Raw genomic sequence first — 20,103 nt, forward strand, 5'->3', positions numbered from 1 at the left:
CCTCGTCGAACCGAGACTGACGCCGGGAGAGCAACCATGACTGCCCAGCAGCCGACCATCATCTACACGCTGACCGACGAGGCGCCGCTGCTTGCGACGTACTCCTTCCTGCCGATCATCCGCGCCTTTGCAGAGCCGGCGGGTATCGATATCCAGACCAGTGACATCTCGGTGGCGGCCCGCATCCTGGCCGAATTCGGTGACTACCTGACCGACGACCAGAAGGTGCCCGACAACCTCGGCGAACTCGGTCGTCTCACCCAGCTGCCCGAGACCAACATCATCAAGCTGCCCAACATCAGCGCCTCGGTCCCGCAGCTCATGGCCGCGGTCAAGGAGCTGCAGGGCAAGGGCTACGCCATCCCGGACTACCCGGGTGACCCGAAGACCGACGAAGAGAAGGCGATCCGCGATCGCTATTCGAAGATCCTCGGCAGTGCGGTGAACCCCGTTCTGCGCGAAGGTAACTCGGACCGTCGTGCCCCGAAGGCGGTCAAGGAGTACGCGCGCAAGCACCCGCACAGCATGGGCAAGTGGTCGCAGGCCTCGCGGACCCACGTGGCCACCATGAAGGACGGCGACTTCTACCACGGTGAGAAGTCGATGACGCTGGACAAGGCGCGCAACGTACGCATGGAGCTGGAGACCACCGCTGGCGAGACCATCGTCTTGAAGCCCGAGGTGAAGCTCGACGCGGGCGACGTCATCGACTCGATGTACATGAGCAAGAAGGCGCTGATCGAGTTCTACGAGGAGCAGATCGAGGACGCCTACAAGACCGGCGTGATGTTCTCGCTGCACGTCAAGGCGACCATGATGAAGGTCAGCCACCCGATCGTGTTCGGCCACGCCGTCAAGGTCTTCTACAAGGACGCCTTCGCCAAGCACGAGAAGCTCTTCGACGAGCTCGGCGTCAACGTCAACAACGGTCTGTCGGATCTCTACAGCAAGATCGAGGCGCTGCCCGCCTCGCAGCGTGAGGAGATCATCGAGGATCTGCACCGCTGCCACGAGCACCGGCCCGAGCTGGCCATGGTGGACTCGGCCAAGGGCATCTCGAACTTCCACTCGCCCAGCGATGTCATCGTCGATGCGTCGATGCCGGCGATGATCCGCCTCGGCGGCAAGATGTACGGCGCCGACGGCCGCACCAAGGACACCAAGGCCGTCAACCCCGAGTCGACGTTCTCCCGGATGTACCAGGAGATGATCAACTTCTGTAAGACCAACGGCCAGTTCGATCCGACCACGATGGGCACGGTTCCCAACGTCGGCCTGATGGCGCAGAAGGCCGAGGAGTACGGCAGCCACGACAAGACCTTCGAGATCCCCGAGGCCGGTGTCGCCAAGATCGTCGACATCGACTCCGGTGAGGTGCTGCTGAGCCAGGAGGTCGAAGAGGGCGACATCTGGCGGATGCCGATCGTCAAGGACGCCCCGATCCGCGACTGGGTCAAGCTGGCCGTCAACCGGGCCCGGTTGTCCGGCATGACGTGTGTGTTCTGGCTCGACGACGAGCGCCCGCACGAGAACGAGCTGCGCAAGAAGGTCAAGGCGTACCTCAAGGAAGAGGACACCGAGGGCCTGGACATCACGATCCTGCCGCAGGTGTGGGCCATGCGGTACACGCTTGAGCGCGTGATTCGCGGGCAGGACACCATCGCCGCGACCGGCAACATCCTGCGTGACTACCTGACCGACCTGTTCCCGATCCTGGAGCTGGGCACCAGCGCCAAGATGCTCTCGATCGTGCCGCTGATGGCCGGCGGTGGTCTGTACGAGACCGGTGCCGGTGGTTCGGCGCCCAAGCACGTTCATCAGCTCGTCGAGGAGAACCACCTGCGCTGGGATTCGCTGGGCGAGTTCCTCGCGCTGGGTGCCAGCCTCGAGGACCTGGGCAACAAGCTGGACAACGACAAGGCCAAGGTGCTGGCCACCGCGCTGGACACCGCGACCGGGGAGTTGTTGGACGAGAACAAGTCCCCGTCGCGCAAGACCGGTGAGCTCGACAACCGCGGCAGCCAGTTCTACCTCGCGCTGTACTGGGCGCAGGCGCTGGCCGAGCAGACCGAGGACAAGGAGCTGGCCGCGCACTTCGCACCGCTGGCCAAGGCGCTCGGTGAGCAGGAGCAGGCCATCGTCGCCGAACTCAATGCGGCGCAGGGCAAGCCGGCCGACATCGGCGGCTACTACTACCCGGACCCCGAGAAGACCGCCGCCGTGATGCGTCCGAGCAAGACGCTCAACGACGTGCTGGCGGCTTCCGAGAAGGTCTAGCCGCTGGGGCTCGGCGCGGCCATCATCCGCGCCGAGCCTGCGCTCAGATCCCCGAGCCTGCGCTCAGATCGTCAAAACGCCCGAATTCTGGATCTGTACGCAGACTGGATGTCCTACGCGCATGGTCGATCACCCCGTCGCGCGCGTTTGACCGATGTTCCGGTCGACGAATTCGGTGATCACCCCGGTGATGGTGTCGGGCGCCTCGAACATCGGGACGTGCCCCACTCCCTTGAGTGTGGTCACCACCGCGTCCGGCGCCAGGCTCTTGGTGAAGTGCCGGGTGAATCGTGGTGCCGGCAGCACGCGGTCCTTCTCGCAGATCACCAGTTGGGTCGGAGTATGGGAATCCCCGATCTCCATCAGTCCGGCGGTGGTCAGTGCCTTGACCATGAGCTTGAAGTAGGCGGGGCAGTGTGCCACGTCGTCGATCAGGTCGTGGCGGTCGCCGGCGTTGAGGACCTCGGGTGTCGCGCTGACCGCCAGGTATGAGATCTGCTTGGACAGCGGCAGTTTCAGCACCTGCTGGCGCAGCGCCGCGGTGGCGAGGACCACCGGCAGGGCCGCCAGGAACTTGCCGATGATCTCGTACTTGGCGGGCGTGAACATCGACCAGCCGCCCGCGGGGGCGATGCCGGTCAGCGTGCGGGCCCGGCCGCGCCGTTCCAGTTCGAAGGCCACCCAGCCGCCCAGCGAGTTCCCGACGATGTGTGCCGTGGTCCAGCCGAGCTCGTCGAGCCGGCGTTCGACGTCGTCGGCCAGCGTCGCGACGTCGAGGAGCATGGGTGCGTGCGCGCCGCCGTGGTGGCCGGCCATCGTCGGGGCGAACACGTCGTAGCGGCCGGTCTGCGCGAGTTGCGGTGCGACGTACTTCCACACGCTCTGCGACAACAGGAACGGATGCAGCAGCAGGATCGGATCACCGTCGGGGCTGCCGAGGTGGATGGGAGCACGTTCAGCCATGTCGCCCGACATTAAGGTGATACCGCCGGTACCGCAAGAGGGTATCGGTAGGTGTCGGCGGGGGTCGGTAGGGTCTGGGCCGTGGCATCTCCGGGACCTCTGACCGTCAGCACCATCAACGTCAACGGCATTCGCGCAGCCGTCAAGCAGCGGTCCACCGACAACCTCGGCCTGCTGCCCTGGCTCAAGGAGACCGAGGCCGACGTGGTGTGTCTGCAGGAGACCCGGGCCGATGACGAGCAGCTCAACGATGCCTTGGCGCCGGCTTTGGCCGATGGCTGGAACCTGGCCTCAGCCGAACCGCATGTCAAGGGCCGCAACGGGGTTGCGGTGTTATCCCGGCATCCCATCAAGGCGGCCCGGCTGCTGGTCTCCGACGAGTTCGAGGCCCACGGGCGCTACCTCGAGGCGGATACCGCGGGGGTGACGGTGGCCAGCTTGTATGTCCCGACCGGGGAGGCTGAGACGGACCGTCAGCTGGAGAAGGAACGGTTCATGGCCACCATCGCGGCGCGGATGGCGGAACTGCACGGTCGCGACGCGGTGCTGTGCGGTGACTGGAACATCGCGCACACCGAGAACGACATCAAGAACTGGAAGGGCAACGTCAAGAAGGCCGGCTTCCTGCCCAGCGAGCGGGCCTGGCTCACCGAGCTGTTGGGTACGGGCTGGGTAGACGTGGTGCGGGTGCTGCATCCCGATGTGGCCGGGCCGTACAGCTGGTGGTCCTGGCGCGGCAAGGCTTTCGACAACGACGCCGGCTGGCGCATCGACTATCACCTGGCCAGCCCCACGTTGGCGGTCAGGGCCACGTCGGCACAGGTGGACCGGGCCGAGCTGTACGCGCTGCGGTGGTCGGATCACTCGCCGGTGACGGTCAGCTACAGCTGACGCCAGTTCGGGCGCCGGCCCAGATGTAGCAGGACCTTGTCGAAATCCGTTGCCGCCGAACCATTGACGGCCCGGTCGAACGGTGAGGCGGAAGTCTCACGGAAGTCGCCGTCGGGGATCGCCATGACCAGTGGCAGGACCGCGGCGACGACGTCGTCCGGTAGTTCGTAGGCCGCACCGAGGGTGGCCGCGACATCCCAGCCGTGCACGGCGTAGTCCACGAAATGGAATCCGATCGCCAGCGCGCCCGGGAACGTCGCGTTCGGGCCGAACTCGGGTAAAGCGAACGTCGCCTCGGTGACCCCGTCGGCGGCGAAGGCGTCGAGCACGTCGTGCGCGGCCGCCGTGTATGCGCCGACCGGGTCGGCACGCACGGCATCGGCCACCGTCTCCACATTCCAGAGCGCTTCATCGGAGCCGTGTCCGCGGGCGGCCGCGGCGAACCCGCGATGCTGCACGGTCATGTGGGCCAGGAGATCGCCCAGGGTCCAGTCCGCACATGGGGTCGGACGGTCCAGGTCGGATGTGCGGACAGCATCGACGGCTTCGACGGAGCGCAGGACCGCGACGCGGTGCAACGGGCGCAGGTCGGTTTCAGTAGTAGGCATACGCATACGATAGGCGGAAGCGCATCATATGGCAACGCCTACAGTGCTCGAATATCTACGATGAGCGAATGCCGAAGCGCCCCGACCTGGCGGCCATGCTCGCCCCGCTGTTGCGGGAGATGATCGCCGCCGAGCAGCCGGTGCTCGACGCTCACGGCCTGTCGATGTGGGGCTACGTCGTCCTGCTCGCGCTGGACCGGTCCTCGGTGCGGACGCAGGCGGCACTGGCCGACGCGATCGGCGCCGACAAGACCCGCATCATCCGCACCCTCGATGACCTGCAACAGCAGGGCTTCATCGAGCGCGAGGCCGACCCCGACGACCGCCGGGTGCGGCTGCTGGCCATCACCGAGGCGGGCCGCGCGATCAAGGATGCGGTCCAGCGGGAGATCCAGCGCGGGGAGGAGCACTGGCTGGGTGAACTGACGGCCGATGATCGGAAAGTGTTCCTGCGGGTGCTGCAGCAGCTGACCCGCGAAGAATCCGGATGACGCCAGTGCGAAAATCAGATCATCATGAGTAGCGGAAGCAAACAGGTCGTATTCTCGGGCGCCCAGCCCACCTCTGACTCTCTGCACCTCGGCAATGCCCTGGGTGCCGTCACGCACTGGGCGCAGCTGCAGGACGGTTACGAGGCGTTCTTCTGCGTCGTCGACCAGCACGCCATCACCGTGCCGCAGGATCCCGAGACCCTGCGCCGGCGCACGTTGGTGACTGCCGCGCAGTACCTGGCGCTCGGCATCGACCCGGCGCGCAGCACCGTGTTCGTTCAGAGCCACGTCCCTGAGCACAGCCAATTGGCATGGGTGCTGGGGTGTTTCACCGGTTTCGGTCAGGCGTCGCGGATGACGCAGTTCAAGGACAAGTCACAGAAGCAGGGTGCGGACGCCACCACCGTAGGTCTGTTCACCTATCCGGTGCTGATGGCCGCCGACGTGCTGCTCTACGACACCGATCTGGTTCCGGTCGGGGAGGATCAGCGCCAGCATCTGGAGTTGGCCCGGGACCTGGCGCAGCGATTCAACGCCCGGTTCCCGGACACCTTCGTGGTGCCCGAGGCGATGATCCCCAAGGCCACCGCCAAGATCTACGACCTGCAGGACCCCTCGGCGAAGATGAGCAAATCGGCGGCCAGTGACGCCGGGCTGATCAGTCTGCTGGACGACCCGAAGGCCACGGCCAAGAAGATCCGCTCGGCGGTGACCGACAGTGAGCGGGAGATCCGGTTCGACCAGGAGAACAAGCCGGGCATCTCGAACCTGCTGACCATCCAGTCCGCGGTCACCGGTACCGATGTCGACAAGTTGGTCGAAGGTTATGCCGGCCGCGGCTACGGCGATCTCAAGAAGGAGACCGCCGAGGCCGTGGTGGAGTTCGTCACGCCGATCAAGACCCGCGTCGACGAATTGCTGGATGACCCGGCCGAGCTCCAGTCGGTTCTGGCCTCTGGAGCCGAACACGCCCGGGAGGTCGCAGGGAAGACCCTCGCCCGGGTTTACGACAGGATAGGGTTTCTCCAGCAAACACCATAAGCACCGGGGAGGGGTTGGCGGTGGACGAGCCCGAGAAGCCGGGATTACTGGCACGCGTGCGTGCGCGCTTTCCCTGGTTCGACCACGTGATGCGGGCGCAGGAGCGCTACAACGACTGCAACGGCAACTTCTACGCCGCTGGCATCACCTATTTCACGATCTTCGCGCTGTTCCCGCTGCTGATGGTCGGCTTCGCTGCCGGAGGTTTCCTGCTGTCGCGGCGGCCTGATCTGCTCGACGAGATCGAGGAGCGGATTCGTCAAGCGGTGTCTGGTGATCTCGGCCAGCAACTGGTGACGCTGATGGACTCGGCCATCGCCTCGCGCGGCACGGTCGGCGTGATCGGCCTGGCGACCGCGGCGTGGGCGGGCCTCGGCTGGATGGCCAATTTGCGCGAGGCGCTCAGCCAGATGTGGGAGCAACACACAGAATCGAGCTTCGTCGGCAACAAGCTCTCGGACCTGCTCGCCCTTGTGACGGCATTTCTGGCGATGGTGATCACCATCGGGTTGACCGTGCTCGGTGACCCCGCGTTGATGCGGAAAGTCTTGCACTGGATCGGTTTTCACGACGGCGCGCTGCTCGGTAGCGGGTTGCGCGTCATATCGATTGTCGTGTCGGTCTCGATCTCGTGGCTGTTGTTCAGCTGGATCATCTCGCGGTTGCCGCGCGAACCGGTGCCCTTCCGCCGGTCGATCCGGGCCGGCCTGCTGGCGGCGGTGGGCTTCGAGATCTTCAAGCAGGTGGCGTCGATCTACCTGCAGTCCGTGCTGAACGGACCTGCCGGGGCGACGTTCGGCCCGGTGCTGGGCCTGATGGTGTTCGCCTACGTCACCGCGCGGCTGATCCTGTTCGCGACGGCCTGGGCCGCCACGTCCACGGAGAGCCTGGCCGAGGCGCCGGTGCCACCACCGAACCCCGCGCAGATCGTCACCAGGGTGCAGGTCCACGAGGGGATCGGGGTGTCCGGCGCTTTGGCCGCGGCCGCGATGGGAGCCATTGGTGCTCTCGGGCTTTCGCGACTACTGCGGCGTTAGTGACTGACGGCCTTCAGGCCGACGATGCAGCCGACGACACCGAGCATGAGCACCACCTTGATCACCGAAGCGGATTCGGCGCCGGTGATCATTGCGTAGCCGACGGTGAGCACCGCGCCGATGCCCACCCAGATCGCATAGCTGGTGCCAGGGGGCAGGCTGCGCATCGCGATGGCCAGTCCGACCATCGAGAACGCAAGCGCCACAAAGAACACGACTGACGGAACCAGGCGGGTGAAGCCTTCGGTCTTGCTCAGGGCGGTCGCCCATACGGCTTCGAGAACACCTGAGACGACGAGAATCAACCAGGCCATGGCACACCTCCAAACACCCCGTCTTTTCGCTGGCCGGGTACGGGTGCGCCTCGTCCGGTGCCATCTGGTGGCAGTTCCATTGTAACAACGACGTAAAATTGCAGGCTGTGAGCTTGGCAACCACCTGGTCGCGGTCGATCGGCATCACTGTCCCCATCGTCAACGCGCCGATGGGCGGTGCGGCAGGAGGCCGGCTGGCGTCTGCGGTCTCGGCCGCAGGCGGCCTGGGCATGGTCGGGATGGGCAGTTCGGCGACGGCCGAACAGTTGACCGGCGAACTGGCGCAACTCGATGGCCAGCGATTCGGAATTGGCCTGGTGCACTGGGTTACCCAGGATCGGCCGGATCTGTTCGACGTTGCGGTGGCCGCCCGTCCGGCGCTGCTCAGCGTGAGCTTCGGGCAGGACTGGGATTGGGTGCGCCGGGCGCACGACGCGGGCCTGACGGTGACGACCCAGGTGGCCACGGTCGATGCGGCCCGCCGTGCGGTCGATGTCGGTGTTGATGTGTTGGTGGCGCGCGGAGCCGAGGGCGGCGGTCATGGTGAGCCGACGATGGGCACGCTCCCGCTGCTGGCCGAGGTACTCGACGCCGTCGACGTTCCCGTGCTCGCGGCCGGCGGAATCTCCTCGCCACGGGCGGTCGCTGCAGTGCTGGCCGCCGGGGCGGGCGCCGCCTGGGTCGGCACCGCGTTTGCCGCATGCGCCGAGGCACTGACGCCCCGGGTGGCGCGCGACGCCCTGCTGGCTGCCGAGGGTGAGGCGACCGAGCTGACCACCGAATACGACGTCGCCGCCGGATATCGGTGGCCGGAGACCATCCCCGAGCGCGTGCTGCGCGGATCGCCGGTCAACGCGGGGCAGGGCGTGGGGCTGGTGCGGCGGCAGGCGGGCGCGGCCGAGGTCATCCGATCGCTGTCCGAAGGGGCGGAGCGGCTACTCGGGCGTTGGCATGGGTGAGCCTGCCAAACCGCCGAGAGCGGCGGCGGATTGGCAGGCCCGGGATGTATTTAACTTGAGCGGCAATTGCGTGTCAGGCAAACCGGCAAATTGATCACCAGTAGCTGGCAGGCGCCGCCGGCGTGCGGAACCCGGGCAACCGCCGAATGCACGCGATGGGCTCCTCCCAGAAGAACGGGAGGAGCTCACCAGTTGTGGAGCGCCCGGCCTGAGGTTGGTTACCTGTCGCTGCCCTTGTCGGCGCGGTGCTTGCCGCCGGGGCTCTTCTTGGCGTTGGACTCGTGCTTGTCTGTCTTCGCTTCCTGGCGCGCCTGCTGGCGATCTGCCCTGGCTTGTTGCCGGGCTTGCCGCTTGGTTTCCGCGGCTTCCTTCTTGGATACCTTGGTGGCCTTGGCGTTTGACGCGTCCGACGCATCGTCGTCGGCGCCCGTGTTGGTGCCGGCTGTGACGCCGTCTGCGGAAGGCTCACTGGCAGCCGGAGTCTCGGTCGCAGCGGGCTTCGGATCGACTTTCAAGGTCACGGTTTTCACCGCATTGAACGCCGATGCAGCAGCGCTGGTGAGGCTGTCAACGGTGTCGGTCACACCGCTCGCGAGCTGTTTGGCGGCGAGTTCAGAAGGCGCGGACGTTTGATCCGCGGTTGAGGGCAATGCCTTGGGTGTGGTGGTGTTGGCCTCGACGGCCGGCGTTTCCGTGGCAGGTGGCGCAACGGTAGCCAACGTGTCGGCCGCCAACGTGCCGGGCGCAGATTCCACGGCTGCGGGTACGACCGGGGAAGCCGGGGGCTTGAGCACCTCCGCGATGATCTTGGGGACGCCCACCACCAGAGCGCCGACAAGTCCGGTCGAAAGCTCGGTGGTGTATGGCTTGAGCAGCTCGTCGAGGAGGGCGCCCGTCATCGCGGCGGGAATGTTCAGCACAGCGTTCGCCGCGGCGACCGGGTCGCCGGCGTTCACCGCGTCGGCAAGGCCTTGCACCTGACGCCCAAACGCATGAAATGGCGACTGGGCCGCGATGATGGTGCTCAGCCCGATCATCGTGACTGCCCCTGGTATGGCCTGAACCACATCAGCGAAGTTCTGCGCCATCGCGCCCGGGATCTTCAGGGTGTCGAGCATCGGGAACATCGCCGTTGCTATGCCGGACACGGCGTAGACAAAATAGCTGATCGCGTCACCGATCTGGCCCGCTTGGAGCTGTTCGTACGCATAGTCCAGCATCCACTGGTTGTTGGTCTGCCACATCGCGAGTCCAAGGCCCGTGTTCTGGAGTGCGGTGCCGTAGGTCTGGACGTAACCGGTCAGGTTGGCGAGCACCTGGGTCATGACGGGCGCGCCGTTGTCGACTACCTGCCCGCCCAGCGCGGCCGCATTTTGGGCAGTGCTCGTGAGGACCTCGATCAACGCAGTGATGGGGTCGCCGACGGGGTTGGTGACGCCGGTGAGGTCCACCGCCGTCGACGAGGCGTGAACTTGGATGTCGGGCAGCGACGGTGCGACGGGGCTGATCGGACTGACCGCGATGACGCTGGCGCCGGCCAGCGCTATGCCGGCGGTGACGTAGGGGCGAAGTGCGAGTTGCAACAGGGGTTCCTTTGCTGAAGGGCCAGGCGGCCTGATCGGCGATGAATTTAGCAGTAAATGTGTGTTTTTCAATCACTATTGGCAATAGTGAAAAAAGGTTCGAAAAATATTCGAAATGTTTGAAAAATAATGTGTAAGTGTCTGATGTGTCTGGGCCTGGCCTGTCGCGGTTATAGCTGGTCAATGCATGAATCAGTGCAAGGTTCAATCACGTTTCGACGCCGGTCCTGGTCGCATGATGTGCTGATGAATCGACCGACTGGAACACGTTCATTTATGATTGTGGGAACGGCTGAACCGGCGGTGGATCTCGGTGCCGTACGGCCAATCTCTCATCGTCCGATGTTGAGTACTCGATCGACGGCTGCGAGCACCCGTCCGGCACCGTCCTCGGCAGCGATAGCTGCCGCCATCTTCGCCGCCTGGTCTCCGAAGCTGTTATCTGACAACACGGCGTGTATTGCTTCACCGAGGTTGTCGGCGCTGAGTCGACGTTGCGGGATCGGCGGCGGGCTGACTCCGAGGTCGAAGAGCCTTCGCGCCCAGAACGATTGGTCGCCGTAGGGGCCCGGTGCCGCGATCGACGGCACACCGGCACGTAGTCCCGCCGCGGCAGTGCCTGCGCCGCAGTGGTGCACAACGGCCGCCGCCTGCGCGAACAGCCAGTCGTGGGGCACCTCGCCGACCGCGATCACGTCGTCCCCGCTGAAGTCGAGCCCCGCCCAGCCGGCCTGGATCACCGCACGGGCACCCGCGCCCCGAACCGCCTGTGCGACAAGCGTGGACAGCTTCTGGGCCTCGGCGCGGCTGTTGACGGTGCTGCCGAAGCCGATGACGACCGGCGGCGGGCCGGCGTCGAGGAACTCCACCAGCTCGGTGGGCGGTTGCCATCCGGTCGCGCGCTCCGGCCACCAGTAGCCGACGACGTCGATACCCGGCCGCCAGTCGGCCGGCCGGGGCAGGACCATGGTCGAGTAGCCATACAGGATCGGCCAACGCGCATCAGTGCGCCGGCGTCGCAGCGCCCGGGCCGGAGCCGCCGGGAGACCGAGTTGCGCACGAAAGTGGTTGACGGCCTTGCCATACAGTCCGTCGATCATCGCCTCACCGATCCGCGCTGTCGCCCTGTTCCCGAACCGCCCGGCGGACCACGCTCCCAACACCGCCGGTGGATGGTCGGCGGTCGCCGAGAACGGCTGCAACCGAACGCCGATGCCGGGAACGGCGAGCGCGTCGGCAAGCGGATGGCCGGCCAGTTCCGCGAATGGTGACAGCAGCAGCGCGTCCACCGGTTCGTCACGGACGGCGGCCAACACGCGATCGCCCAGCATCCGCATGCCGCGCGGTGAGAGGAATGCCGCCATGGCCTTCGCGGCTTGGCGTGCTGACACGTCCGACAGATCGGCTGAGGTGTCGGCGAGTTCCTCGGCCAGTCCGCGAATCTCCAGCCCGCATCCCGTGACGAGTTCGGCGAATGCCTGATACGCCACCACGATCACGCGATGCCCAACTCGCTGCAATCGCGCACCGACCCCGGTCAGCGGCGCCACATCGCCGCGACTGCCGATGGCGATGATCGCGATGGTCGCCATCTATCCGCCCGGGGTGGCGAAGACGAACAACGCCATGAACGCGATGTTGATGAAGAACGTCGCCTCTACGAGGCTCACCGTGATGAAAAACGGTGTGTACAAACGTGCTTGGGATTCCGGCTGGCGCGCTACACCGGCGATGAACTGCGAGCCGGCGAGCCCGTCGCCGATGCCGGCGCCGATCGCTCCGCCGGCCAGCACGATTGCCCCGGCCAGGAGGGCGTTACCCATCAATGCGTCACTGGCCATGGTGTACCTCCTGCGATCGAGTGAGCAGTTCGGTGATGTGGAGCGTTGCCAACCCGGCTCCGTCCTCGCCGGCGAGCAGAGTCGAGAGCTGTTGAGCGCGTGCCTGATACGACGGATCGCCGCACACCTCGCGCAGGGCAGTGGCGAGTTCTGGGGCGGTCACGTTGGCGCGTGGAAGGGCTGCAGGTGCTGCGCCCAGGAGTCGCAGGCGCTTCGCCCAGAACGGTTGATCCATGATTCCGGTGACCGGTATGGACGGGACACCGGCCCGGAGCGTCGCTGCGGTGGTGCCCGCACCGCAGTGGTGCACGACCGCCGCGACCCGTGGAAACAACCATGAGTGCGGAAGCTCGTCGACCATCAGAACGTCGTCGCCGGTGCAGTGCAGTCCGGCCCAGCCGCTCTGCACCACCGCCCTCGTGCCGGTGGCACGCAGCGCTGAGCCGATGACGTCGGACAGTTCGGGTCCCCGCGCCGTTGCGGTGCTGCCGAGACCTACGAACACCGGTGGCGGACCGACTTGCAGAAAGTCGACCAATTGCGCAGGTGGCGACCAGTTGTCGGGCTCCGACGGCCACCAATAGCCGGTGACCTGCAGGTGTGCCGGCCAGTCGGCGGGCCGCGGCACCACGTGTTCGCTGAACCCGTGCAGGATGGGCCAGGTGGCTGCGCGTCTGCTCTGATACCCGGCCAACGTGGTCGGGCGCAGCCCGAGGTCGGTGCGTAGCTCGTTGATAAGTGCCAGGTGTGCTTTCTCGCCGAGCGCGCCCAACCGGCCGACGATGCGGTTGCCCCAGCGGCCGAGCGATCGGGCGCTGAGCACCGACGGCAGGAAGTCGCCGGTGGGTGCGGTCGGCTGTAGCCACACCCCGACGCTGGGGATGCCGAGTCCTTCGGCGACGTGGTATCCGAGGAGGGCCGCGACGGACGGAAGCAACAGCAGGTCAGCGTCTTTCGCGGCCTCGATCAAGCCACGGCCCAGCCGGCGCAGATCCTCGCGCATCTCGTCGAGCAGTTCCCGGGACGGCCGCATCCTGGCGCCGTCGACGAACGCCTGCGCGGCCGGTGAGGCCTTGGTGGCGCGTTCGGTATCCCCGGACAGTGAGCGGAATTCAATTCCGCAGCCAGACACCCGTTCCCGGTACGGCTCTTGGGCGGCGACGGCGACGCGGTAACCCTCGAGGGCGAGCCGTCGCGCCAGACCCGAGTACGGGGCGACATCCCCGCGGCTGCCGAAGGCGGCGATGACGATCGTGGTCACGGCGCGGTGGCCTTCTCGAAGATGTCGACGAGCACTTCGCCGTGGGTGATGACGTCGTAGTCGGGGTCGCGGGCGTACTCCTGTGCGGCGCTGTCCAAACCGCCGCGCAGGATGTTCTTCATGAACAGCGGTGACAGTTCCCGGAACTCACCGCTTTCCAGACCCTCGGCGAAGATGCTCTGCGGGTCGAGGGCGGCCAGGTCGCCGGTCGGGGGATTGTCCTGGACGGCTTTGGCCGCGGCTTGGTCGACCCGCAATCCGTCCGCGTCGCGGTATCCGGAGATCAGCTCGAGCATCGCTACGGCCGCCGACCGATTGGCTGCGACGAACGCAATGTTGGCCCGGATGTAGGCGGACAGCTTTGCCGCTGCAGTGGTTTCGGCGTTGACCACTGGGACGATCACCGCGGATCCACGGGCGAAGATCTCGGTGAAGACCGCCTCGACCACTTCGGATTTGCTGTTGAAGTGGTACAGCACAGCGCTTTTCGCGATACCGATGTGTTCGGCGATACGCGCCAGCGATGCCTGTGGATAGCCCTGTTCGGCGATCACCTCCAGCGCGCCGTCGACAATCTGCCGACGGCGGGCCTGTTCGGTAAACGTCTTCGTGCCGCCTGACCGCATGGTCTGAGATTAGACCGATCGGTCAGACTTCGGCAAGGGGTAGCCGCGGGTCGAGCGTGAGCTCCGGAATATCGGCTGGTTGGAGGCCTACCGGAAGGTGTAGGTCAGCGAATGGTGCGGCGGTTCAGTGACCGCGCACCGATCATGAGCAGGAACACGATGACGGCACCGACGATGGCCACACCGACCCGCACCGGTAATGAATCGGCAGGTGGCAGAACGGAAGCCGCCTGGGCCGCGGTTGCCTCGTCGGCCTTGGGCGTGATCAGTGACGGATCCGGGTCGACGAGGGTTCCGACCTTGGTTCCCGGTGGGGTCGCGAACCCGTAGTCGAGCAGGTGCGCCGCCTGCTCCCACGGAGCGATCGGCACTCGCGTGCCCTTCATCAGGATGGCGACCAAGCGCCGGCCGTCGCGGTTGGCGGCACCGACGAAGGTCTGGCCCGCGTCATCGGTGTATCCGGTCTTGCCGCCCATTGCGCCCGGATAGTTGTAGAGCAGCTTGTTGTCGTTCTCCACCGGGTAGGACGGATTGCCGTCGCGCCCGGGGAAGTCGTAGGTCTGGGTCGCCACGATGTCGGCGAATGCTGGGTTCTGCCAGGCGTATCGGTAGAACAGCCCGATGTCGTACGCCGAGGTGCTCATGCCGGGGCCGTCCAGGCCCGATGGGGTGGCGGCCCGGGTGTCGCGGCCGCCGAGCTTGCCCGCCAAGATGTTCAGCTTCTGCAGCGCAGGGTCCATCCCGCCCAACTGAGCCGCGAGAGCGTGTGCGGCGTCGTTGCCGGAGTGCATCAGCAGGCCGTGCAGCAGGTCGTTGATCGTGTACTGGCCACCGGGGCCGACGCCGACGCGGGTGCCTTCGGAGTTGGCATCGTCCTGGGTGCCGGCGACCAACTTGTTGAGGTTGAGTTCATTGAGTGCGGCGGTGGCCACGAGCACCTTGATGATGCTGGCCGGACGGTGGCGTCCGTGCGGGTCCTTGGCGGCGATGATGTCGCCGGTGTCCAGGTCCGCGACCAGCCAGGCCTCGGCGGAGACGTCATTGGGCAGTGGGGGAGTGTTCGCCGCGGTGATCACGCCGCAACCGGAAAGCGCTTCGCCACCAATCGTCTTGGTGGGTACCGGCAGCGGTCCGGGCGCGACCTCGCCCGGCTCGGGTGCTTCTGAGGCATCAACTGCCGGGGGCGTCGTCACCTTGTAGGGGCATTCGGGCGCCGGGTCGGCGGCGGCCGTGGGCATGCACAGCACGGTCGGCCCGGCGAGCATCGCCAGGGCCGCGAGTGCCGAGAGCCCGCGCGTCAACGCACGTGTCGGGAGCCTTCGCTGGATAGCCATCGTCTGCGCAGATTAGGCGAGCGAGGATGCGATTCCGCGTAGCCACGCTGTGACTGATGTGGTTTCTGTGACAAATGTGATCTTGGATCCCAGGGCGCCAGGATCGTGTTCAGGGCATGGGGCGGGGGACGGAACCAAGCCGTTGAGCGCGATTGTCCAAGATCACACCACCGAAGGAGCCGTCCCCCTGCTCAAACGATAGCCCGGTTGTCAACGATCAGGCTGTACATCTTGGTCGGCCGGCTTGGAGGAAGGGGGCAGACGAGGGGGTGCGGATCAGCCGTTGCCGGCGCTGCCCGGAGGGTTGCTGGTCGCCGTCGTTCACCGAGAAGCGCGCGTCCGGGTTTGCGATGGCAGCTCGCCGAACAGGCTGCGGTATCGGGCGGACATGCGACCGAGCTCGCTGATGCCCCACCTGTTGGATACGTCGGCGATCGTGGCTCGCGGATCACTGCCGGCGAGCAGATCGGACCGGATGCGATGCAGGCGCATCCGCGCGATGTAGGACTGTGGTGACTCGCCGAGTGTCTCGTCGAACGACCGGGCCAGGGTCCGCCGGGACACGCCCGCCATCCGCGCGAGGCCTTCAATGTCGAGTCGTCGGTCGAGGTTCTGGTCGATGTGGGTGCGGGTCAACTCGACGATCCGCTGACGCTGCCTGAGCTGGCCGACCGGCAGGCTCGCAGGCTCCTGGGTGAAATGGCCGATGAATGCCGCGACGATGTCGGCAAATGCGCCGGAGGGAAGGAGGGCCTGACTGCCGTCCTGATGCAGGCGGGTCAGGAACGAAGAGATCGTGATGAGATGTGCCCGCGCCATCGGCTGAGGGTGAATGCCGGTGTGTCGAAAACTACTGAGGGACAACCTGATGCCATGACGCTCGGCCTCCCGCTCCAACATCTCCTCGCTGAGGGAGACAACGGCGTAGAGGGAGTTCACATCGTGAAATGCCTCTTGCTCGTCCCCCGGGCGAAATATCGTCACGACCCCTGAGCTGATCTCTCGCAGCAGGAGCCGGTTGCGCGGCGGGATCCGCAGGCCCACGGCGATCGAAAGTGCGTCTCGGGACAGCGGTCCGCGGATCTGTACCCGGCTGTCGAAGCGTCCCGAGCTGAACGCGACACCGTCGTGGACGGCATGCACGAGGCTGCCGCTGGGTGCTTCGCGCGACATCTGGAACGCACTGAGGCCAGCGTCGGCGACCGCGTCCCTCAGATCCTCGAGTTGCGTGATCCGCGTCCGGACCAACGGCACGTTCATGGGCCAGCAGTCTAAGACGCAACCCGGTTGTCCCATTCCGCATAGACCGCATTCGTTGGCTCGGCTGAGATTTCGGGAGCGGTCGACGACGGAGGGGTGGCGACGATGTTGGTGTTCGAATCCGTGGAGCCTCGAGAATCTTGCGAACTCAGCGACGATGAGTGGCGGATTTGGAAGCGATTCGGGCAATCAGCCGAACTGCTCTACCGGCAAATCAATGCCGCCCTGATTGACAAACATGATCTCTCGGTGCCCGATGTGCACCTGCTGAATCTGCTCAGCACCGGCCCGTACAGATGGGTCCGAATGGGCGTGCTGGCAGAGGCTTTGGTGCTCGCCCCCAGCCGCGTGACGTGGCAGGTCCGCCGATTGGAGGAGCGAGGTCTGGTCCGCAGGTTTCGCAGCCGCGAAGACGGGCGAGGCGTCGTCGTCGGGATCACCAGGCGGGGGAGGGATTACCTGCCGCCGACGCTGCAAACCTACGCCGTGCTGGTGCGGCACCTCTACCTCGCACCGCTGAATCGGGAGCAGATGACCGCACTGGGAGACAGCGCCAGACGCGTCAGCCATGCCCTGAAGAGTGGCACCGCCACACCGCACTAAGTCAGAGCGGCGAGTTCGGTATACGCGAGTGCCGGGAAGGCGATCGTCGACATCCAGAGCTTGCCCGCGGATTCGACCAGCCCGGTGACCGTGCCGAAGTTCGGATGCGTCATCTGTACACCCGCGACCACGGCCCCGAAGCCGGCGTCGAACGCCAGGACCCACACCTGCGGCCGGATTTGCGGTTGGAGCCGGTCAGGTAGATGCCACAGGACTTTTCGGACCACCGGCGCCCGGGGCGCGAGCCATTCGGCCGCGGCGTTCGGCGGGGAGACCATCGCGACCCAGATTCGTCCGTCGGCACCGGTGGAGATGTTGTCCGGGTAGCCCGGCAGGTGGACTGCCAGCGGAGTGGCGGTGCCGGCCTGCGGCCCGCCCAGCCAGTACTTCGACAGCCGGCGGCCCTGGGTCTCGGCGAACACCAACGCTGATTCGTCAGCGGTGACGGTCAGGCCGTTGGCGAAGTACAGGCCGTCCAGCAGCGTGGTGACGGACCCATCGACACTCAGCCGGAACAGGCCGCCCCGCCCGCGGGCCTCCATGATGGCTCCGGAGAAATGCTCGAACTGAAAGTGGCTTGTCGACTCGGTGAAATAAATTGTGCCATCTGATGTTTCGGTGACATTCGAACAGAACTTCAGCTTCCTGCCATCGACTGACTCGACAAGCGTCGTTATCGTGCCGGTGGTCGGGTCCAGCGCCAGCAGCCCGCGGAGACTGTCGCAGATCAGGACCCTTCCGTCGCGCGCGACGTGCATGCCGAGCGGGCGTCCACCCGTATCGGCGACGACAGTAGCGGCGCCGTCGGGGGAGACGCGCACGATTCGCCCGTCCACCAGTCCGGTCCACAGCTGTCCGGCTGCATCCGCGACGACGTCCTCGGGTCCTTCCCCGGGCATCGGCACGATGGTCAGCTCGGCCGGCCCGAAGTCGGGCAGCGGGTCGATGGGAGGTGGAGTCCAACGGACCGGATCGATGGGGGGCTTGCGTGGCATCCGGTCATTCTCGTACCGAGACTGCGGTGAGATCGTCAATTGGCGACAAAGCGCGATCTCACCGCAGACTCGAGCGACTTCAGGCGAGAGTTACAGCAGCTTTCCCGCCTCGGTCAGCACACCGTGCAGGATCTCGTAGATCGCGTCGAACTCGGCCTGCCCGCTGATCAGCGGCGGGGCCAGCTGGATCACTGGGTCGCCGCGGTCGTCGGCGCGGCAGTACAGCCCGGCCTCCCACAACGCCGGCGTCAGGAACCCGCGCAGCAGCCGCTCGGACTCTTCGTCGTTGAAGGTCTCCTTCGTCGTCTTGTCCTTGACGAGCTCGATGCCGTAGAAGAATCCCTCACCGCGGACATCGCCGACGATCGGCAGGTCATACAGCTTCTCCAAGGTGGCCCGGAATGCCGGAGCGGATTCCTTGACGTGGGCATTGATGCCCTCGCGCTCGAAGATGTCGAGGTTGGCCATCGCCACCGCAGCCGAAACCGGGTGTCCGCCAAAGGTGTAGCCGTGCCCGAACACCGTCTTGCCGTCGTTGAACGGTTCGAACAACCGGTCGCTGGCCACCATCGCGCCCAGCGGTGAGTAGCCCGATGTCAGGCCCTTGGCACTGGTGATGATGTCCGGCACGTAGCCGAAATCGTCGCAGGCGAACATCGAACCGATGCGGCCGTACGCACAGATCACTTCGTCGGACACCAGCAGCACGTCGTACTCGTCGCAGATCTCACGGACCCGCTCGAAGTATCCGGGCGGCGGCGGGAAGCAGCCCCCGGCGTTCTGCACCGGCTCGAGGAACACCGCGGCCACGGTGTCGGGACCCTCGAATTCGATGGCCTCGGCGATGCGGTCGGCGCAGTAGCGGCCGAACGCCTTCTCGTCGTTACCGTATTCGGCGGGTGCCCGGTAGAAGTTGGTGTTGGGCACCCGGAAACCGCCGGGGGTCGGCGGATCGAACGGCGCCTTGAATGCCGGGATGCCGGTGATGGCGAGGGCTCCCTGCGGCGTGCCGTGATAGGCGATCGACCGCGAGATCACCTTGTACTTGCCCGGCTTGCCGGTCAGCTTGAAGTACTGCTTGGCCAGCTTCCATGCGCTCTCGACGGCCTCGCCGCCGCCGGTGGTGAAGAAGACCCGGTTCAGGTCACCCGGTGCGTAGTTGGCGACGCGCTCGGCCAGTTCGATGGCCGGCGGAGTGGCGTAGGACCACAGCGGGAAGAAGGACAGCTTCTCGGCCTGCTTGGCCGCGGCCTCGGCAAGTTCCTTGCGGCCGTGGCCGACCTGGACGACAAAGAGGCCGGACAGGCCGTCGATATAGCTCTTGCCCCTGTCGTCGAAGATGTGGGCACCTTCGCCGCGCGTGATGATCGGTGGTGTGATGCCCTCCCCGTGGCGGGCGAAGTGCCCCCACAGGTGGCGGTTGGCTTTGGCTGCCAGATCGGATTTTTCAGTGACGCTCATCGAGTTCCCCAATTGTATTGCTGTTTGACGAGTTTCAGATAGACGAGGGTTTCGGTGGTTATCACTCCTGGCAATGAGCGGATCTGGGTGTTGAGAAGTTCCAGCAGGCTGTCGTCGTCCTCGCAGACCACCTCGCAGATGGCGTCGAAGGACCCGGCCGTCAGCACCACGTAGTCCACGGCCTCGATGGCAGACAACTTCTCGGCCAACTTGAGGGTGTCGCCGGTGCAGCGGATGCCGATCATCGCCTGCCGGGCGAACCCGAGCTGCAACGGATCGGTCACCGCGACGATCTGCATGACGCCGGCGTCGACCATGCGCTGCACGCGCTGGCGCACCGCCGCCTCGGACAGGCCCACGGCCTTACCGATTCCGGCATACGAACGTCGGCCGTCGGCCTGCAGCTTCTCGATGATCGCCTTCGACAGTTCGTCGAGTTGAAAGGCGGTGCGAGAATTGTTCACGCGCAGTGGGACGGCCTGAAGATCGGGACCATCAGGGTTGGTCATGCACCGATTGTGCACGGAATCCGTCGTTTAGGGCAACCGAATCGATGAA

20 protein-coding genes and 1 riboswitch are annotated in these 20,103 nt (G+C 65.9%); of the genes, 7 read left to right on the forward strand and 13 right to left on the reverse strand.

The window, feature by feature from the left end:
- The first annotated feature begins 36 nt into the window (after positions 1-36).
- Positions 37-2,277: an NADP-dependent isocitrate dehydrogenase gene (locus tag EYZ64_RS08780; protein WP_135453090.1), complete on the forward strand. Its 2,241-nt coding sequence runs from the start codon at positions 37-39 to the stop codon at positions 2,275-2,277.
- A 129-nt stretch (positions 2,278-2,406) separates the two neighbouring features.
- Here the strand turns inward: EYZ64_RS08780 and ephH are convergent, their stop codons facing one another.
- Positions 2,407-3,240, reverse strand: coding sequence for an epoxide hydrolase EphH (gene ephH, locus EYZ64_RS08785; protein ID WP_135453091.1), 834 nt, complete (start codon positions 3,238-3,240; stop codon positions 2,407-2,409).
- A 99-nt stretch (positions 3,241-3,339) separates the two neighbouring features.
- Between ephH and EYZ64_RS08790 the strand changes: the two genes are divergently transcribed.
- Complete coding sequence (locus tag EYZ64_RS08790; RefSeq protein WP_135459905.1) at positions 3,340-4,131, forward strand: exodeoxyribonuclease III; 792 nt, start codon at positions 3,340-3,342, stop codon at positions 4,129-4,131.
- Here the strand turns inward: EYZ64_RS08790 and EYZ64_RS08795 are convergent.
- Complete coding sequence (locus EYZ64_RS08795; protein WP_502702943.1) at positions 4,122-4,739, reverse strand: TIGR03086 family metal-binding protein; 618 nt, start codon at positions 4,737-4,739, stop codon at positions 4,122-4,124. The genes EYZ64_RS08790 and EYZ64_RS08795 overlap by 10 nt on opposite strands.
- A 68-nt stretch (positions 4,740-4,807) precedes the next feature.
- Here EYZ64_RS08795 and EYZ64_RS08800 point away from each other — a divergent pair, with 68 nt between their 5' ends.
- Genes EYZ64_RS08800 through yhjD form a run of 3 tightly spaced genes read left to right on the forward strand, consistent with a single transcriptional unit; the run spans position 4,808 to position 7,308 of the window.
- Complete coding sequence (locus EYZ64_RS08800; protein WP_135453093.1) at positions 4,808-5,230, forward strand: MarR family winged helix-turn-helix transcriptional regulator; 423 nt, start codon at positions 4,808-4,810, stop codon at positions 5,228-5,230.
- A gap of 24 nt (positions 5,231-5,254) precedes the next feature.
- A complete protein-coding gene (gene trpS / locus EYZ64_RS08805; RefSeq protein ID WP_135453094.1) occupies positions 5,255-6,271 on the forward strand; it encodes a tryptophan--tRNA ligase in 1,017 nt (338 codons plus the stop codon).
- Between the two features lie 20 nt (positions 6,272-6,291).
- Entirely contained in the window at positions 6,292-7,308 is a 1,017-nt protein-coding gene (gene yhjD / locus EYZ64_RS08810; protein ID WP_135453095.1) for an inner membrane protein YhjD, read from the forward strand.
- On the opposite strand, the gene EYZ64_RS08815 is transcribed toward yhjD, so the two are convergent.
- On the reverse strand, positions 7,305-7,622 hold the full coding sequence (locus EYZ64_RS08815; RefSeq protein ID WP_135453096.1) for a DMT family transporter: 318 nt from the start codon (positions 7,620-7,622) through the stop codon (positions 7,305-7,307). The genes yhjD and EYZ64_RS08815 overlap by 4 nt on opposite strands.
- 12 nt (positions 7,623-7,634) lie before the next feature.
- Positions 7,635-7,699, reverse strand: a riboswitch (guanidine-III (ykkC-III) riboswitch).
- Positions 7,700-7,729: 30 nt separating this feature from the next.
- Between EYZ64_RS08815 and EYZ64_RS08820 the strand changes: the two genes are divergently transcribed.
- On the forward strand, positions 7,730-8,581 hold the full coding sequence (locus tag EYZ64_RS08820) for a nitronate monooxygenase (protein ID WP_353653673.1): 852 nt from the start codon (positions 7,730-7,732) through the stop codon (positions 8,579-8,581).
- Positions 8,582-8,799: 218 nt separating this feature from the next.
- Here EYZ64_RS08820 and EYZ64_RS08825 read toward each other — a convergent pair whose 3' ends face one another.
- The 7 genes from EYZ64_RS08825 to EYZ64_RS08855 all read right to left on the reverse strand — a co-directional run bounded on the left by EYZ64_RS08825 (position 8,800) and on the right by EYZ64_RS08855 (position 16,486).
- Positions 8,800-10,032, reverse strand: coding sequence for a hypothetical protein (locus EYZ64_RS08825; RefSeq protein WP_135453098.1), 1,233 nt, complete (start codon positions 10,030-10,032; stop codon positions 8,800-8,802).
- 464 nt (positions 10,033-10,496) lie between these two features.
- A complete protein-coding gene (locus EYZ64_RS08830; RefSeq protein ID WP_135453099.1) occupies positions 10,497-11,756 on the reverse strand; it encodes a glycosyltransferase in 1,260 nt (419 codons plus the stop codon).
- The gene (locus tag EYZ64_RS08835; protein WP_135459906.1) at positions 11,757-11,987 is read right to left on the reverse strand and encodes a F0F1 ATP synthase subunit C; all 231 of its coding nucleotides are present in this window, start codon (positions 11,985-11,987) and stop codon (positions 11,757-11,759) included.
- Between the two features lie 7 nt (positions 11,988-11,994).
- The gene (locus EYZ64_RS08840) at positions 11,995-13,266 is read right to left on the reverse strand and encodes a glycosyltransferase (protein ID WP_135453100.1); all 1,272 of its coding nucleotides are present in this window, start codon (positions 13,264-13,266) and stop codon (positions 11,995-11,997) included.
- Complete coding sequence (locus EYZ64_RS08845; RefSeq protein WP_135453101.1) at positions 13,263-13,892, reverse strand: TetR/AcrR family transcriptional regulator; 630 nt, start codon at positions 13,890-13,892, stop codon at positions 13,263-13,265. Before EYZ64_RS08845 ends, EYZ64_RS08840 begins: the two co-directional genes overlap by 4 nt.
- A gap of 104 nt (positions 13,893-13,996) precedes the next feature.
- Positions 13,997-15,226, reverse strand: coding sequence for a D-alanyl-D-alanine carboxypeptidase family protein (locus tag EYZ64_RS08850; RefSeq protein ID WP_135453102.1), 1,230 nt, complete (start codon positions 15,224-15,226; stop codon positions 13,997-13,999).
- 321 nt (positions 15,227-15,547) lie between these two features.
- Positions 15,548-16,486 (reverse strand): AraC family transcriptional regulator, encoded by a 939-nt coding sequence (locus tag EYZ64_RS08855; protein ID WP_167857756.1) that lies wholly within the window; start codon positions 16,484-16,486, stop codon positions 15,548-15,550.
- 105 nt (positions 16,487-16,591) lie between these two features.
- Here EYZ64_RS08855 and EYZ64_RS08860 point away from each other — a divergent pair, with 105 nt between their 5' ends.
- The gene (locus tag EYZ64_RS08860; protein ID WP_135453104.1) at positions 16,592-17,089 is read left to right on the forward strand and encodes a MarR family winged helix-turn-helix transcriptional regulator; all 498 of its coding nucleotides are present in this window, start codon (positions 16,592-16,594) and stop codon (positions 17,087-17,089) included.
- Here the strand turns inward: EYZ64_RS08860 and EYZ64_RS08865 are convergent.
- The 3 genes from EYZ64_RS08865 to EYZ64_RS08875 all read right to left on the reverse strand — a co-directional run bounded on the left by EYZ64_RS08865 (position 17,086) and on the right by EYZ64_RS08875 (position 20,054).
- Entirely contained in the window at positions 17,086-18,084 is a 999-nt protein-coding gene (locus EYZ64_RS08865) for an SMP-30/gluconolactonase/LRE family protein (RefSeq protein ID WP_135453105.1), read from the reverse strand. The genes EYZ64_RS08860 and EYZ64_RS08865 overlap by 4 nt on opposite strands.
- Positions 18,085-18,174: 90 nt before the next feature.
- Positions 18,175-19,545 (reverse strand): aspartate aminotransferase family protein, encoded by a 1,371-nt coding sequence (locus EYZ64_RS08870; RefSeq protein ID WP_135453106.1) that lies wholly within the window; start codon positions 19,543-19,545, stop codon positions 18,175-18,177.
- The gene (locus EYZ64_RS08875; protein WP_036440614.1) at positions 19,542-20,054 is read right to left on the reverse strand and encodes an Lrp/AsnC family transcriptional regulator; all 513 of its coding nucleotides are present in this window, start codon (positions 20,052-20,054) and stop codon (positions 19,542-19,544) included. Before EYZ64_RS08875 ends, EYZ64_RS08870 begins: the two co-directional genes overlap by 4 nt.
- Between the last annotated feature and the right edge of the window lie 49 nt (positions 20,055-20,103).

This window comes from Mycobacterium sp. DL99 (assembly GCF_004762045.1).
Taxonomy (GTDB): Bacteria; Actinomycetota; Actinomycetes; order Mycobacteriales; family Mycobacteriaceae; genus Mycobacterium.

Bases quoted from the DNA above. Each gene is read 5' to 3' on its own strand.
- EYZ64_RS08855 (WP_167857756.1), bottom strand. From the start codon at position 16,486: ATGAACGTGCCGTTGGTCCGGACGCGGATCACGCAACTCGAGGATCTG.
- EYZ64_RS08815 (WP_135453096.1), bottom strand. From the start codon at position 7,622: ATGGCCTGGTTGATTCTCGTCGTCTCAGGTGTTCTCGAAGCCGTATGG.
- EYZ64_RS08800 (WP_135453093.1), top strand. From the start codon at position 4,808: ATGCCGAAGCGCCCCGACCTGGCGGCCATGCTCGCCCCGCTGTTGCGG.
- EYZ64_RS08845 (WP_135453101.1), bottom strand. From the start codon at position 13,892: ATGCGGTCAGGCGGCACGAAGACGTTTACCGAACAGGCCCGCCGTCGG.
- EYZ64_RS08830 (WP_135453099.1), bottom strand. From the start codon at position 11,756: ATGGCGACCATCGCGATCATCGCCATCGGCAGTCGCGGCGATGTGGCG.
- EYZ64_RS08780 (WP_135453090.1), top strand. From the start codon at position 37: ATGACTGCCCAGCAGCCGACCATCATCTACACGCTGACCGACGAGGCG.
- EYZ64_RS08835 (WP_135459906.1), bottom strand. From the start codon at position 11,987: ATGGGTAACGCCCTCCTGGCCGGGGCAATCGTGCTGGCCGGCGGAGCG.
- EYZ64_RS08870 (WP_135453106.1), bottom strand. From the start codon at position 19,545: ATGAGCGTCACTGAAAAATCCGATCTGGCAGCCAAAGCCAACCGCCAC.
- ephH (WP_135453091.1), bottom strand. From the start codon at position 3,240: ATGGCTGAACGTGCTCCCATCCACCTCGGCAGCCCCGACGGTGATCCG.
- EYZ64_RS08875 (WP_036440614.1), bottom strand. From the start codon at position 20,054: ATGACCAACCCTGATGGTCCCGATCTTCAGGCCGTCCCACTGCGCGTG.
- trpS (WP_135453094.1), top strand. From the start codon at position 5,255: ATGAGTAGCGGAAGCAAACAGGTCGTATTCTCGGGCGCCCAGCCCACC.
- EYZ64_RS08850 (WP_135453102.1), bottom strand. From the start codon at position 15,226: ATGGCTATCCAGCGAAGGCTCCCGACACGTGCGTTGACGCGCGGGCTC.
- EYZ64_RS08860 (WP_135453104.1), top strand. From the start codon at position 16,592: ATGTTGGTGTTCGAATCCGTGGAGCCTCGAGAATCTTGCGAACTCAGC.
- EYZ64_RS08795 (WP_502702943.1), bottom strand. From the start codon at position 4,739: ATGCCTACTACTGAAACCGACCTGCGCCCGTTGCACCGCGTCGCGGTC.
- EYZ64_RS08865 (WP_135453105.1), bottom strand. From the start codon at position 18,084: ATGCCACGCAAGCCCCCCATCGATCCGGTCCGTTGGACTCCACCTCCC.